Source organism: Frankia sp. CgJB1 (assembly GCF_977947065.1).
This window is the reverse complement of record NZ_CDWTNB010000026.1, coordinates 1-13,731: the sequence shown is the minus strand read 5'-3', so window position 1 is coordinate 13,731 and position 13,731 is coordinate 1. Positions and strand designations below refer to the sequence as shown.

The 13,731-nt window shown below is 72.9% G+C and carries 13 protein-coding genes; 2 read left to right on the top strand and 11 right to left on the bottom strand.

Annotation, left to right across the window (positions count from 1 at the left end; all coding sequences use genetic code 11):
• Positions 1-43: 43 nt before the first annotated feature.
• The 9 genes from hypE to AC08OT_RS05180 form a co-directional block, all read right to left on the bottom strand.
• On the bottom strand, positions 44-1,105 hold the full coding sequence (gene hypE / locus AC08OT_RS05220) for a hydrogenase expression/formation protein HypE (RefSeq protein WP_476592020.1): 1,062 nt from the start codon (positions 1,103-1,105) through the stop codon (positions 44-46).
• Positions 1,098-2,204: a hydrogenase formation protein HypD gene (gene hypD, locus AC08OT_RS05215; RefSeq protein WP_476592021.1), complete on the bottom strand. Its 1,107-nt coding sequence runs from the start codon at positions 2,202-2,204 to the stop codon at positions 1,098-1,100. The genes hypE and hypD overlap by 8 nt, the downstream gene beginning before the upstream one ends.
• Complete coding sequence (locus AC08OT_RS05210) at positions 2,201-2,482, bottom strand: HypC/HybG/HupF family hydrogenase formation chaperone (protein ID WP_476592022.1); 282 nt, start codon at positions 2,480-2,482, stop codon at positions 2,201-2,203. Before AC08OT_RS05210 ends, hypD begins: the two co-directional genes overlap by 4 nt.
• A gap of 4 nt (positions 2,483-2,486) precedes the next feature.
• Positions 2,487-5,042 (bottom strand): carbamoyltransferase HypF, encoded by a 2,556-nt coding sequence (gene hypF / locus AC08OT_RS05205; RefSeq protein WP_476592023.1) that lies wholly within the window; start codon positions 5,040-5,042, stop codon positions 2,487-2,489.
• The gene (locus tag AC08OT_RS05200) at positions 5,033-6,226 is read right to left on the bottom strand and encodes an NHL repeat-containing protein (protein WP_476592024.1); all 1,194 of its coding nucleotides are present in this window, start codon (positions 6,224-6,226) and stop codon (positions 5,033-5,035) included. The genes hypF and AC08OT_RS05200 overlap by 10 nt, the downstream gene beginning before the upstream one ends.
• Positions 6,223-7,323: a hypothetical protein gene (locus tag AC08OT_RS05195; RefSeq protein WP_476592025.1), complete on the bottom strand. Its 1,101-nt coding sequence runs from the start codon at positions 7,321-7,323 to the stop codon at positions 6,223-6,225. The genes AC08OT_RS05200 and AC08OT_RS05195 overlap by 4 nt, the downstream gene beginning before the upstream one ends.
• A gap of 40 nt (positions 7,324-7,363) precedes the next feature.
• Entirely contained in the window at positions 7,364-7,930 is a 567-nt protein-coding gene (locus tag AC08OT_RS05190; protein ID WP_476592026.1) for a hydrogenase maturation protease, read from the bottom strand.
• 30 nt (positions 7,931-7,960) lie between these two features.
• Positions 7,961-9,568: a nickel-dependent hydrogenase large subunit gene (locus AC08OT_RS05185; RefSeq protein WP_476592027.1), complete on the bottom strand. Its 1,608-nt coding sequence runs from the start codon at positions 9,566-9,568 to the stop codon at positions 7,961-7,963.
• A gap of 82 nt (positions 9,569-9,650) precedes the next feature.
• On the bottom strand, positions 9,651-10,622 hold the full coding sequence (locus AC08OT_RS05180) for an NADH-quinone oxidoreductase subunit B family protein (protein WP_476592028.1): 972 nt from the start codon (positions 10,620-10,622) through the stop codon (positions 9,651-9,653).
• Between the two features lie 427 nt (positions 10,623-11,049).
• Here AC08OT_RS05180 and AC08OT_RS05175 point away from each other — a divergent pair, with 427 nt between their 5' ends.
• On the top strand, positions 11,050-11,481 hold the full coding sequence (locus AC08OT_RS05175; protein WP_476592029.1) for a hydrogenase maturation nickel metallochaperone HypA: 432 nt from the start codon (positions 11,050-11,052) through the stop codon (positions 11,479-11,481).
• Between the two features lie 75 nt (positions 11,482-11,556).
• Positions 11,557-12,360 carry a hydrogenase nickel incorporation protein HypB gene (hypB, locus tag AC08OT_RS05170; protein ID WP_476602573.1) on the top strand — a complete coding sequence of 268 codons (804 nt, stop codon included), beginning with the start codon at positions 11,557-11,559 and terminating at the stop codon, positions 12,358-12,360.
• A 277-nt stretch (positions 12,361-12,637) separates the two neighbouring features.
• On the opposite strand, the gene AC08OT_RS05165 is transcribed toward hypB, so the two are convergent.
• Positions 12,638-12,859 (bottom strand): hypothetical protein, encoded by a 222-nt coding sequence (locus AC08OT_RS05165; RefSeq protein WP_462185804.1) that lies wholly within the window; start codon positions 12,857-12,859, stop codon positions 12,638-12,640.
• A gap of 206 nt (positions 12,860-13,065) precedes the next feature.
• Positions 13,066-13,731: TIGR02679 family protein (locus tag AC08OT_RS05160; RefSeq protein WP_476602572.1), on the bottom strand; the 666-nt coding region annotated here is incomplete at its 5' end.

Below are 13,731 nucleotides of genomic sequence, written 5' to 3'. Positions count from 1 at the left end.
GGAGCCGATCGTTGGAAAGGTGGGCGCGGCCACGCCGCCGAACTCAGCAGATGCGGGGGAGTTGCTCGCCGAGCGGCCGGTCGACGATGCGGGTTCCCCCGAACGCGGTGCGCCCGACGACCACGCCCGGATGCTCCGTGGTGACCGTGCCGATGGCGGCCGCGTCACGCCCCGCCGGATGCGCCCGCATCGCCGCGAGCACCGCGTCGGCGTCGGCATCGGCGACGAACGTGACCAGCTTGCCCTCGTTCGCCACGTGCAGCGGGTCGAGGCCGAGGAACCCGCAGGCCGCCTCGACCGCGGGCGGCACCGGCACGGCGCGCTCGGCGAACTCGATGCCCGTCCCGGACGCGGCGGCGATCTCGCATAGCGCGGTCGCGAGGCCACCCCGGGTCGGGTCGCGCAGCGCGTGGACCCCCGGCGCGGCCGCCAGCACCGCCGCGACCAGCCCGTGCAGCGCCGTCGTGTCGGAGCGGACCTCGCCGCCGAACTCCAGCCCGTCGCGCACGCTCAGCACGGCGACACCGTGCTCGCCGACGGGGCCGGAGACGATGACCCGGTCGCCGGGCCTCGCCCGTTCGGGGCGGATGTCCACCTCGGCCGGGACGAGCCCGATGCCGCTGGTGTTCACGTAAAGACCGTCGGCCAGCCCGCGCTCGACGACCTTGGTGTCCCCGGTCGCCAGCCGCACCCCCGCCGCGGCCGCGGCCCGGCCCATCGCCTGCGCCACCCGGCCCAGGACTGCGAGCTCCAGGCCCTCCTCGAGGATGAACCCGGCCGAGAGCGCCACCGGCATCGCGCCGGCACAGGCCAGATCGTTGATGGTGCCGTGGACCGCGAGTTCGCCGATGGAGCCACCGGGGAAGAACAGCGGGCGCACCACGTACGAGTCGGTGGAGAACGCGAGCCGGGCGCCCGCGACATCCAGGACCGCCGAGTCCGCCGGTGCCCGCGCCACGTCGGTGGTCCCGAACGCGGGCAGGAACAGATGCTCGATCAGCTCGCTCGACAGCACGCCGCCGCCGCCGTGCCCCAGCACCACCTGGTGATGGTCACGCAGCGGAAGTGGGCAGGTCCAACCGGTCGGGTCGACGGGGTCAGCCACGGCCGACCGCCGGGGTCAGCCGCCGGAACTGGAAGTAGGCGGCGCACGCCCCCTCCGCCGAGACCATCGTCGCGCCGAGCGGGGTGCGTGGCGTGCAGGAGGTTCCGAACGCCGGGCACTGTGGCGGTTTGACCAGGCCCTGCAACACCTCGCCGCTGCGGCACTCGGCCGGCTCGGCCACTGTGAGGCCCTCGACGTCGAAGCGGACCTCGGCGTCGAAGTCCCGGTACGCCGCGGACAGCCGCCAACCCGAGTCCGGGATTGTCCCGATTCCCCGCCAGGACCGGTCACACACCGTGAAAACCTCGGCGAGGATTTCACGGGCCGCCGGGTTGCCCGCCGGCCGCACCGCCCGCGGGTAGGCGTTCGCGAGTTCTGCCCGCCCCGCCTCGAGCTGCTTGACAGCGTGGCGCACTCCGTCGAGCAGGTCGAGCGGCTCGAAACCGGTGACGACGATCGGTACCCGGTAGGTCGCCACCAACGGCTCGTACTGGGAAGTGCCCATCACCGTGCACACGTGGCCGGCCGCCAGGAACGCCGCCACCCGGTTCGCCGGCGAGGCGAGGACCGCGGTCATCGCCGGCGGCACCAGCACGTGGCTGACAAGTACGGAGAAGTTGCCGAGCTCACGGCGCCGGGCCGCCACCACGGCCATCGCGTTGGCCGGGGCGGTGGTCTCGAAGCCCACCCCGAAGAACACGACCTGGCGGTCCGGGTTCTCCTCGGCGAGGCGGACCGTGTCGAGCGGCGAGTAGACCACCCGGACGTCCCCGCCGCGCGCCCGGACCATGAACAGGTCCGTGCCGCTGCCGGGGACCCGCAGCATGTCCCCGAACGAACAGAAGATCACCTTGGGGTGGGCGGCGATCGCCAGCGCCCGGTCGATCGTCTCCAGCGGCGTGACGCACACCGGGCAGCCGGGGCCGTGGATGAACTCGACCTGGTCCGCGAGGAGCTGGTCGATCCCGTTACGGATGATCGAGTGGGTCTGGCCGCCGCAGACCTCCATGATCGTCCAGCGTCGGGTCGCGGTGGCAATGATCGCATCCAGCAGCCGGCGGGCCAACGCCGGGTCGCGGAACTCCGTCAGGTACCTCACCGGCTCGGCCCGGTCATGCCCGGTCCCGCCGCGCGCGATCCCAGCTCCTCCTCGAGCAGCCCCAGGTCCCGGAACATCGCGAGGGTCTCCCGCGCCGCGGCCTCGTCCACCCTGATCAGCCCGAAGCCGGCATGGATGATCGTGTACTCCCCGACGGTCGCGTCGGGCAGGTAGGCGAGGCACACCGTCTTGGTGACGCCGCCGAAGTCGACGATCGCCATCCGCGTACCGCGGTCGTCCCAGATCTCGATGATCCGGCCCGGTATCCCCAGACACATGCCGTCAGGCTTCCTTCCCGCCGAAGGTCGGCTCCGTCGGGCGGCCCAGCGCCGCGACCGCAGCCTGGCCCAGCGCCAGCCCACCGTCGCCCGGCGGCACCACCCGATGGACGAGTACGTTGAACCCGGCGGTGGCGAGCCGGGCGCGGCAGGCCCGCGTCAGCACCACGTTGGCGAACACACCGCCGGTCAGACCGAGCAGGCGGACTCCGTACCGCCGCCGCGCGACCCCCGCGATCTCGGCCACCGCGTCCGCGACCGCCAGATGGAACGCGCCGGCCAGCACCGGCACCGCCACCCCCGCCCGCAGACCGGCGACGATCCCCGCGAGCACCCTCGCTGGGTCGAGGACGCCGTCCGCCAGGCCGAAGGCGAGCCGGCAGGCACCGGCGCCGCCGAGTCCGGCGCCGCCGAGTCCGGCGCCGCCGAGCTCCGCCGCGGTGAGCCCGTCCGCGGCGAGCGCCTCCAGCTCGACGGCGGCCTGCGCCTCGTAGGTGATCCGGTGGCGCACCCCGAGCAGCGACGCCACCGCGTCGAACAGGCGGCCTATGCTCGTGCAGGGCACGCAGGCCACGCCCCGGTCCAGCGCGGTGCGCAGGGTGCGCAACTCCGCCACGGAGCAGGCCCGCACCGGCGCCAGGTCCGCGGTCCAGTCCAGGCCGGCGGCGGCCAGATGGGCGAGCGCGACCCGGTACGGATTGCGGACGGCGGTGTCGCCCCCGGGCAGGCCGATCGGACGCAGGTGCGCGACCCGCTTGGCGCGGGCGACGTCCGGGCCTACCAGCAGCACCTCGCCGCCCCAGATCGTGCCGTCGAGCCCGTAGCCGGTGCCGTCGAACGCGACCCCGAGGATGGTGTCGCCGAGCCTGCCGTGCTCGGCGAGCAGGGCGGCCACATGGGCGTGGTGGTGCTGGACCAGGTGCGGCGACCGGCAGGCGGACCGTGACCCGTAGGTGGAGGCCTGGTTCGCCCCCGCAGCCGGGTTCCCGGCGGCCGCGTCTTCGGCCCCCGTGGCCGCCGCGCGTTCGGCCCAGGCCCGGGTGACGTATCCCGGATGGAGGTCGGCGGCGAGCGTCTCCGGCGCGACGCCGTACAGGTCGGTCAGGTGCGCGGCGGACCGCTCGAAGGCCCCGAGCGCCGCCAGGCTGCCCATGTCACCCAGATGCTGGGACACGAACGCGCGACGGTCCGTGGTGAGGCAGAACGTGCTCTTGCCCTCGCCGCCCACGGCGAGCACCGACCGGACAGGGCGGCCGAGGTCCACCGGCAGCGGAACGTATCCGCGGGAGCGCCGCACCGGCAGCACCTGCCCGTCGTCTCCGTCGTCCCCGTAGCCGCAGCGCACCACCGAGTCGTCACACGGCAGGAGGATCGGTCGGTCGTGCCGGAGGAACGCGTCGGCGAGGCCGGCGAGCCGGTCCCGCGCGTCGTCGTCGGCGAAGCAGATGGGCTCGCCCGAACGGTTGCCACTGGTCATCACCAGCATCCGCGGCGGTGGCGGGCCGCTGCCCGGGACCGGCGCGAACAGCAAGTGGTGCACGGGCGTGTACGGCAGCAGCAGCCCCACCAGCGGGGTGCCGGGGGCGACCAGCCGCGATATCCCCGATATCCCCGCCGCGGGCGAGCGGCGGACGAGCACGATCGGAGCGGCTGGCGACGCCAGCAGCGCCGCCTCCGCCGACGACAGGTCGGCCACCAGGGCGGCCGTCGCCAGGTCGCGCACCATCACCGCGAACGGCTTGTCGGGCCGGCCCTTGCGGGCGCGCAGGCGCGCCAGGGCCGTGTCGCCCAGGTCGTTCTCGGCCGAGCAGGCCAGGTGGTAGCCGCCGACGCCCTTGACCGCGACCACCGCGCCGGCCGCCAACGCCCGCTGGGCCGCCGCCAGCGCGGCGTCCGTGCCGTGCACCTCTGGTCCGGTGCCGTCCGCGGGGCTGAACCACAGCTTCGGTCCGCAGGACGGGCAGGCGACGGGTTCGGCGTGGAAACGGCGGTCCGCCGGGTCGGCATACTCCGCCGCGCACCGCGCGCACATCGGGAAACGGGCCATCGTCGTGGCCGCGCGGTCGTACGGCAGCGCGCTGATGATCGTGTACCGCGGGCCGCAGTTGGTGCAGGTGATGAACGGGTGGCGGTGGCGCCGGTCGGTCGGGTCGAACATCTCGCGCAGGCAGTCGGCGCACACCGCGGTGTCCGCGGGCACCAGGGTGCGGTCGCCGGGAACGGTCGCGCCGGCCACGATCCGGAACCCGGCGTCGCCGGCGGTCAACCGGGTCACGCTCGTCACCGTGACGCGCTCGATGTGCGCGAGCGGTGGCGCCTGCGGTTCGAGCCGGCGCAGGAACTCGGCCACCGCCACCTCGTCGCCTTCGACCTCGGCGAACACCGAGGTCGAGTCGTTGCCGACGAATCCCGCGAGCCCGAGGGTGCCCGCGAGCCGGTGGACGTAGGGCCGGAAACCGACGCCCTGGACGACGCCCTCCACCACGACCCGGCGCCGGACCCGGCGCTCGGCCCGCTCGGCCCGCCCGGCCCGCCTGTTCTGCTCTCCGGTCACACCCACCGCCAGATCATGACCCGGTTGTTGCCCGAGTCCGCCACCGCGAGCCGGTCGCCGCGCACCGAGAGGCCGTACGGCCAGCAGAAGGTGTCGGCTTCGACGCGGGTCCACCGGTTCTCCCCGGTCTCGGCGAACGACGGCTGGCCGAGCACACCGGTCGCAGGCATGGAACTGCGCCGCGGCAGTTCGTCCCACAGCAGGACGCGGTTGTTGGCGGTGTCCGCGACGGCCAGCAGGTGTCCGTCGCTGTCGACGGCGTAAGGGAAGCGCAGGACGTCGGCCCGGCCAGGCGCGTAGGGGAACTCCCCGGAGCAGGCGAGATCGGGCTGGCCGAGCACCAGATCTGCGTCGCTGTCGGCGTCGGGATGGGAGGCCCAGCCGAGCAGTCGGTGGTTGCCGGCGTCCGCGACCAGCAGCCGATCGGCGGTGCCGGCGAGGTCGTGCGGCCACCGGAAGCTGGCCGGCCCGGCCGCGCCGCCACGGTTCTCGTCCCGGCGGGTGGGATCGGGCTGCCCCAGCACCAGGTCGGGTAGCCGGCCGGGTGAGGACGGCAGGCCATCCGACCAGCCCAGGATCCGCCGGTTACCGGTGTCAACGACGTAGAAGCGCCCACCCGCCACGGCCACCCCGAAGGGCCAGTAGAAGGTGTCTGGTCCGCACGGGCCGCCCCGGTTCTCGCGGACGGCGCCGGCGTCCGGCTGCCCGAGCACGAGGTCGGGGGCAGTGTCGGTGACCGTCGGGACCTCGTCCCAGACCAGCACCCGGTGGTGCCAGGCATCGGCGACCACGAGCCTGCCGTCCGTGACGAGCACGCCGGTCGGCAGGTGCAGGCCGCGTTCGGGTCCGCGCCCCGCGGCCGCCGGTCCTTCGCTCGTCGCGTCGGCCTGGCCGAGCACGACGTCGGCGGGGGTGCCGTCGACGGCCGGCAGACCATGCCAGATCAGCACCCGGTGGTTGCCCGAGTCCGCCACCACGAGCAGGTCGTCGCCGAGCCACACCCCGCGCGGCGCGTACAGCCGGGACGCCGACGGCAGAGCCGACGGCAGAGCCAGCCCGCCGGGCGCCGGGGCGCCGATCCACACCGCCGGTTCCCAGCCCCCCGCCTGGCCGGCCCGCCCTGCCCGGCCGGCCTGCCCAGCCCATCCGGTCGGAGTGGCGTCACCGAGTGTTCCGCTGCCGGGCGTCACGTCGACTTCGCGGTGAGCCGGCGGGCGATCTCGTCGAGTACCCCACGCACGGCCAGGACGGCGTCGGAGTCCCCGAACTCCTTGAAGATCGCCTGCGCCTCGTGCAGCACCGCCTGCGCCGGGTCGAAGAGACCGAGGTGGGCCAGGGCGTTGCCCTGGTTCGCCCGAGCCCGGGCGTAGCCGAGGGGGTCGGCGTCGCGGTCGCGGGCGGCGATGACCTCCTGGTAGCGCGCGACCGCCTCCCGCAGGTTGTCCTCCCGATGCGCGGACGGCGCGTAGACCAAGGCGTTGGCCAGGTTGAGCTGGGTGCTGGCCCACCGCTCGGGATGGGTCTCGCGGGTGTAGACGGACAGGGCGGTCCGCAGGCCCTGCACAGCCACGCCGACCCGCAGTTGGTCGGACGCCTGCGCCATCGGCATGGCCAGATATGCCGTGGCGAGGTTGACCTGTGCCGCCGCGAACAGCTCCGGGGCGGTATCGATGCGGACCAGGCGCAGCGCCGAGAGGTAGTGCTCCACCGCGGCCTTCAGGCTCGCCGGATCGTCCCCGGCCAGCTCCTGGTAGGCCGAACCGAGGCTCAGGTGCAGCTCGGCCCGGCCGACCGTGAGGTCGGTGGCGGCCAGCGCGGCGAGCGCCGCCGTCAGCTCTGCGATGACGGCCGGGCTCGGCCCCTCGACTCCGCGACGCAGGTCCGCCGCGGTGGACCTGAGCTGGGCGGCGAGACCGGGGGAGGGCTCCCGCGCTGCGGCGATGGCCCGCTCCAGCAGCCCCGCAGCCTCGCCCGGCCGGCCGGCGGCCATGGCCTGGGCGGCGTGTGCGGACCACACCATTGCCGCGATCTCGCCGGTCTTCCCGCCGGGCGGCGGAGGTTCGTCCAGCTCGCCCAGGGCGAACCGGACCACGTCCACCAGAATCCCCAGCGCGGCCAGCTCCGCCGGCCAGGCCGCCGGCACCTTCCCGGCCGCCAGCGTCCGGCGCAGGTCGGCCGTGGCCTCGCCGCCCGGCACGAGCAGGAAACCGGCCGGCAGCGGGAAGACCCCGACGGGCTGCGGGCGCGCGCAGGTCACACCCGTGCCGATGACGTCGTCCTCACCCATGCGCGTCCTCACCCATGCGTCTGGTCATCCATGCGTCTGGTCATCCGTCCGTTCCGCCGGTCCCGGGGGTGAGACCGGCGATGATCAGCTCCCGGACCTGTTCCATCGCCCGGCGCACCGCGGGACTGAGATCGGCGCCGGGCTCCACGCCGCCCGCCTCGATGAGGTAGACGACGACGTCGCCCGGATAGCCGTCGCCGAGCAGCCAGCGCCCGAACGCCAGCGCCTGGTCCCAGCGGAAGGCGTGCGGGTGCAGCGCGTCCAGGGGCAGGTTTTCCAGTTGTGCGCCCGGGACCTCGAACACGGTCCCGGGCTTGGCCCCGGTGCGGCTGGCGTCGACGACCACGACCCGGCGCGCGCCGCGCATCGCGAACGCCGTGTCCATCCCGGCGGTCCCCCCGTCGACCAGGCGCACCCCGGCCGGGACGCCCGTCTCAGCGAGCCGGCGGACCAGGATCGGCCCGACCCCGTCGTCACCGCGCAGCAGGTTGCCGCAGCCGATCACGGCCACCTCGCACCCTGGTGGTTCGAAACCGGGCGGATCGACCTGCACCCGCGGCCCGGGCGGGGGTCGCGAGGCGGCACCCGCCTCCCGGTCCCCGGTCATAGGTCACTCCCGGTCATAGGTCGGTCCCGGTCATAGGTTGTCGTTGATGACGAACCTGCTGAGCTCCCGGCCGGTCCTGCCGTCGTAGGCGTGGACCGTGCAGACCAGGCATGAGTCGAAGCTGCGGGCCACGTGGCCGAGCTCGATCGGGTTCTCCGGATCCACGATGGGCGTGCCGACGAGGGCCTGCTCGATGGGACCGGGCGCCTCGGAGCCGTCGCGGGGGCCGATGTTCCAGGCGGTCGGGGTGACCACCTGGTAGTTCGCGATCTTGCCGTCCTCGATGACGATCCAGTCCGAGAGCGAGCCGCGGGCCGCCTCCGTGGAACCGAAGCCGCGCCCTTCGGCGTACTCCACCGGCTTGAGGTGGAACGGCTCGTGCAGGTCCAGCTGGTCGAGCCAGGCCCGCGTCCACTGGTAGTACCTGGCGGCCTCGTGCATCCGGGCCAGCAGGCGGACCATCACCGACGGGCCGATGGCCGCCAGGATGTCCCCGAACAACGGGTCGTCGTCCTGGTGGGCACCCGCGCCGGGAGCCGCGGCGGCGACGCGGCGGGCGAGCGGCCCGGCCTCCAACGGCAGGTACCCGTGGTTCGGCACCTCGTACCGGGGTGACTTCGCCCAGCTGTACTTGCCCTGCTCCCGGCCGCGCGCCGGATCGATGGGCCGGGTCTCGCCGTCGAACGGGTGGCGCGCCTCGGTCTCCTCGTAGAACGAGTGGGTGACGTCCTCCCGCACCCGGGCCTGGTCGAACTCGGAGTACTCGCCGCCCGCGTACACCCCGGACCGGCCGATGAGTGCCGCGTTGCGGCCGGAGATGGTCGGCCGGGTATAGAGGTCGGGGGCGAAGTATGTCCCGGTCGCCAGGTAGTTGCCGACTCCCTGGCCATAGCGGTCCAGGCCGATGCCGAGGCAGTACCGGAGGAAGAAGCCGCAGTCGCTGTCGCGCTGGGCGGGGTTCTCGTCCACCCAGGCGAGCACGTCCTGCCAGGTACGGTTGGCCAGCCATCGCTCCACCGAGCAGCCGAGCCACTGCTTCTCCAGCCAGTTGACCTTCCAGTGTTCCAAGATGGCGATGGAGCGGGTCAGGTCCGGCAGCGTCGGCGCGCACATCACCCCGCCGGGCACCATGAAGCTGGAGTGCGGCCACTGCCCGCCGAAGATGGAGTAGACCTCCACCGGCTTGGCCGACAGCACCACCGCCGGGCCGTAGCTGCTGCCGGTGTAGGGCGCGAACCGCCGCACCGCCTCCTCATACAGCGGCGAGGAGGCGTATTTCCGGTTTGTGAGGTCGATGGCGAACAGCGCGTAGAAGCAGCGCGGGATGCTCTGCAACGTCTCGCACGCCTGCGCGATGTTGCGGACCAGCGTCGCGTTGGGCGGCATCTCGGTGCGCCACGCGACGTCCAGCGCGTACGCCGACTTGTACAGGTGGCTGCCCCCGCAGATCCCGCAGATCCGCGGGGTCACGATCAGGCCCGCCTGCGGGTCCTTGCCGCGCAGGATGATCTCAAAGCCCCGGAACATCGCCGCCTCGGTCCACGCCGAGGTGACCACCCCGTCGTCGATCGTGACCCGGACGTCGAGGTCGCCCTCGACGCGCCCCAACGGGCTGACGTTGAGATCGACGGTGGCCATTGGAATCCTCTCTCCTCCCCGTCCGTTCCTCGCGGTCTCCGGTCGGAGCACGCGCGGTCATCGGTCATCGGCTGCCGGGCGGCTAGACGACGAACATGTCCTCCTTCGACCACTGCGGGGCGACTATCCGGGCGGCTGCCGCGTGTGCCAGGTAGCCGAGGTGGCCACTGCCCGCCGGCACCTCCCGTGGAATGAGCCCGCCGACCTTCCGGGTCCTGAAGACCGTGCCGGGAGCGAGGTCGAAGAATGGGAACTCCGGCTCCGTGCACCCGATGCACGGCATGCCGGCGCGGGTCTTCGACGACTGGCGGTTCCACAGGATCCGGTTGCACGGGGAGTGGGTCATCGGGCCGCGGCAGCCGAACTCATAGAACAGGCAGCCCTTGCGGGTCCCGTCCCCGAAAGCCAGGGTCGACTGCTTGTATTCGAAGTACTCTGCCCTGGTGCAGCCGGTCTGGGTGAATGTCGTGAAGAACGTCCGTGGCCGGTGCAGCTCGTCGAGCGCGATGTCGGCGGCCCGGCCAGTGGCCAGCGCCACGATGATCTGCGTGATCCAGTCCGGGTGGGCCGGGCAGCCCGGAATGTTGACGACGGGCAGCCCGGAGCGCGACCGGAAGCCCGGGCCGAGGAAACCGCCGCGTTCACGCTTGTGGAACTGCAGCCCGGTGGAGTCCGTCGGGTTCGGCGCCGTCGCGGGGATCCCGCCCCAGCAGGCGCAGTCCCCGATCGCCACCACCACCTGAGCCTGGGCGGCCAGCTCGCGCACCCAGTCCTGCATGGGCCGCTCGGCGAAGACGTCGAAGCCGCCGCTTCCGTCCGGGCCGCGGATCACCGAACCCTCGAAGACGAAGATGTCGACCGGCCGCTCACCCCGCGCGCAGTCGGTGAACAGCTCCCGGGCCTGGGTGCCGTTCTCCAGCCCCAACGATGGGTGCCAGAGAAGTTCCAGCCCGAAGTCGGTGATCAGGTCGACGACGTTGGGCTCGTCGGCGTTCAGGAAGGACATCGTGTTGCCGCTGCACGCCCCGCCTTGGAACCACAGCACGGATGACATCAGCACTCCCTTCGTCGGACGGGCGGTGGTCGGCACCGCGGTCCGCCGCACCGCCCACCTCCACGAGCGGACCGAGCCCTCCGGCGAGGTGATCAGAAGCCGCTGGGCCGGGTGATCGTCGGGTGGCCCGTCGCCTCACGGAGACGTCCGGCAGAGCAGACACTATGTCCCCCAACGCCGGACGCCTATCGACAGTGCGCGGAGGCTGCCACCAACGCGCAGTCACCAACGCGCAGTGCGGTTTGGTGAAGCGCACACGACCGGGTGAGAGTGGGGTATGCACCGGCCATCCCAGCCTGCCCTCATCGACGCCCGTGGGGCGAGCGCCGAGGCGCGGCCCGGCGAAGTGGTGAGCCGGTGCGATGCCGGCTCGGGCGGGTCACCGGATCAGGCGGGTCGCCGGAGGGTGCCGGGGGAGGACCGGGCGATGCACGAGCTGTCCGTCTGCCGATCGATCGCGGACGTCGTCACCCGGCACGCGGCCGGTCGGCCGGTCACCCGGGTGCACGTCCGGGTGGGCCAGCTGCGCCAGATCGTGCCGGAAACCCTCGCCTACTGCTGGAAGCTGATGAACGCTGGGCCCCCGGAGAGCGCTGGGCCGCCGGGGAACGGCGCCGATCCCCCCGGCGGGCAGGTGCTGGCCGGGTCTGTGCTGGAGGTCGAGAGCGTGCCGGTCAGTGTGTGCTGTCGGGTGTGCGGGACCCGTGGCGAGCTGGCGGACCGGGTGCTGCGCTGCGGCACCTGCGGCGCGGCCGGCGTCACCATCGTCACCGGCGAGGAGTTCCTCGTCACCTCGTTCGAGGTGGCTTCCGACCCGGCGGCTCCCGACCCGGTAGTTCCCGGCACCGTGGAGGCGTGACGCGCGGTGGGTCGCTTCCATCCCCACCCGGAAGGGGCGCCGCACGAGCACTCGGGTCCGCACTCACCGGCCGGGGTGTCCGTCGGGGACCATTCCGGCTATGGCACCGGGCCCGAACGGGTCGAGGTCCTCGAGCGGATCCTCGGGGAGAACGAGCGGGTCGCGCTGGCGAACCGGGCCGCCTTCGACGCCGCCGGCGTCACGGTGGTGAACCTGATGTCCGCTCCCGGCGCCGGTAAGACCACCCTGCTGGTCGAGACGCTGCGCCTTCTCGGCCCGCATCTGCGGGTCGGGATCATCGAGGGCGACATCGAGACCAGCATCGACGCCGACCGCCTCGACGGGCTCGGCGCGGCGATCGCCCTGATCAACACCGGTAACGGGTTCGGCGGGGAGTGCCACCTGGACGCGCCCATGGTCGCCTCGGCGCTGGGCCGGCTGCCCCTGCGCGACCTCGATCTCGTCGTTATCGAGAACGTCGGCAACCTGGTGTGCCCCGCCGAGTTCGAGGTCGGGGAGGACCTGCGCGCGATGGTGTTCGCCGTCACCGAGGGCGAGGAGAAGCCCCTCAAGTACCCGGTCATGTTCCGCTCGGCCGACCTGGTGCTCGTCAACAAGACGGATCTGCTTCCCCACCTCGACTTCGACCTCGAGGCGTTCCGGAAGAACCTCGCCGACGTCAACCCGGGCGTGGCCGTGCTGGAGGTCAGCGCCCGTACCGGCCAGGGGGTCGACGCCTGGTGCGCGTGGCTGCGCGCCCTACCCGGACAGCGCCCGGAGCCTACGATCGGCGGGGCCGTGCTCGATGACGACGGGGATCCAGCGCGGGCGGGCGCTCGACGACGGGCGCCTGGAAGGCGACGGTCTCGACGTCCGTGACCGCGAAATCGATGATCTCGACATCAGACGGCCCGAAGTCGGGTGCCTGGAAGAGGCGGATCGTCAGAGGCGGGGGCTCCTGCCGCGGCAGAGACCGCGGCGGCTCCGACGCGGAGAAGAGGGGGATCGAGGTGGTGGCGATGAGATGTCTCGCTTTCGGGGTGGGCTGCCGGAGTGGAACGAGGGGTAGGACGTCAGGGCGGTGACAGGCTTGCCCGCGGGACCTTCCGCCGCCTACGTGGCGTCTTCGGGTTCCGCGAATCGAAGCCTCACGGCGTCAGAGACGGGACATCTTGCTGAACGGGCTCAGAATGCGTTCCTGCTGGGAACCGAAATCGACGAGGACGGCGATTTCTTCTTCGACCCCGGTCACCTGGCCGAGGCCGTACCTGTCGTGGGTGACCCGGTCTCCTACGGCGAACCGCTTGCACGGCGGGGTGACCGGGGCCTTGAAGGGGCTGGTGGACAGACGGGGCCTGGGTACCGCTGACTTGGTCATCGCCTCCAGTATGCGCCTGCCGCACCGGGCGCCGCTGCTCGTCGTCGACGAAGACCAGACGATCATCGCTGCTCTCGCCGGCCAGGGCGCCCGGACGAGCGAGGTTGCCGACCTGCTGCCCGCGCGTGTCGCCGGGACTCTACCGGCCGCACCCTTGAGCGCCTGGCCTTCATCTACCGAGTGCTACCGAATGTTACCAAGAGCTATCAGTCGTGTGGGGCGCTGAGGTCGTCGATCAGCTCGGCGAGGACGAGTTCCTCGTCCACTCTGATCGCATGGTGCTCCAGCGCGGGGCGCAGGTCGGGGTCCCAGGCCGCGTCGACCGGCCGGCCGGCCAGCTCGCCGCCGGTCACCGTGGCCAGCGCCGCCTGATAGGACCGGGCGTCGAAACGCCATGGCCGCCAGCCGATCCGTTCCCGCAGCCCGTTGGCGATGCGGAGGCCGCCCCAGTCGAAGTCGCCGTGGTAGGCGAACCGCGCGCCCTGGCCGGCGAGCGCCGAGAGCAGGCCGATGACGGCGGCCGACGGCTGGCCGTTCACGCACACCAGCGGCGGGGTGCGGCCCGCCAGCTCGTCGGCGGCGCTGGCCAGCACGATCGGATTCTCACACAGGTACACCACTGCGAGGCCCACCCCGAGGTCGCCGCAGTCCTGGCCCGGGCCGACCTGGCGCAGAGTGAGCACGCAGGGCTCCCCCGCCTCACGACAGATGGCCAGGAGCCGGCCGGCCGGGCTGTCCGCCCCGCCCGGCAGGCCCAGCCAGAGCACCGTGGACGACAGTTCGTCACGGTGCACCCCGGCAGCGGCCCACGCGGCGCGGCGGCCCGCGGCCGAGCCGTCACCCGCCGGGTGGGATCCGCCCAGTACCCGGGC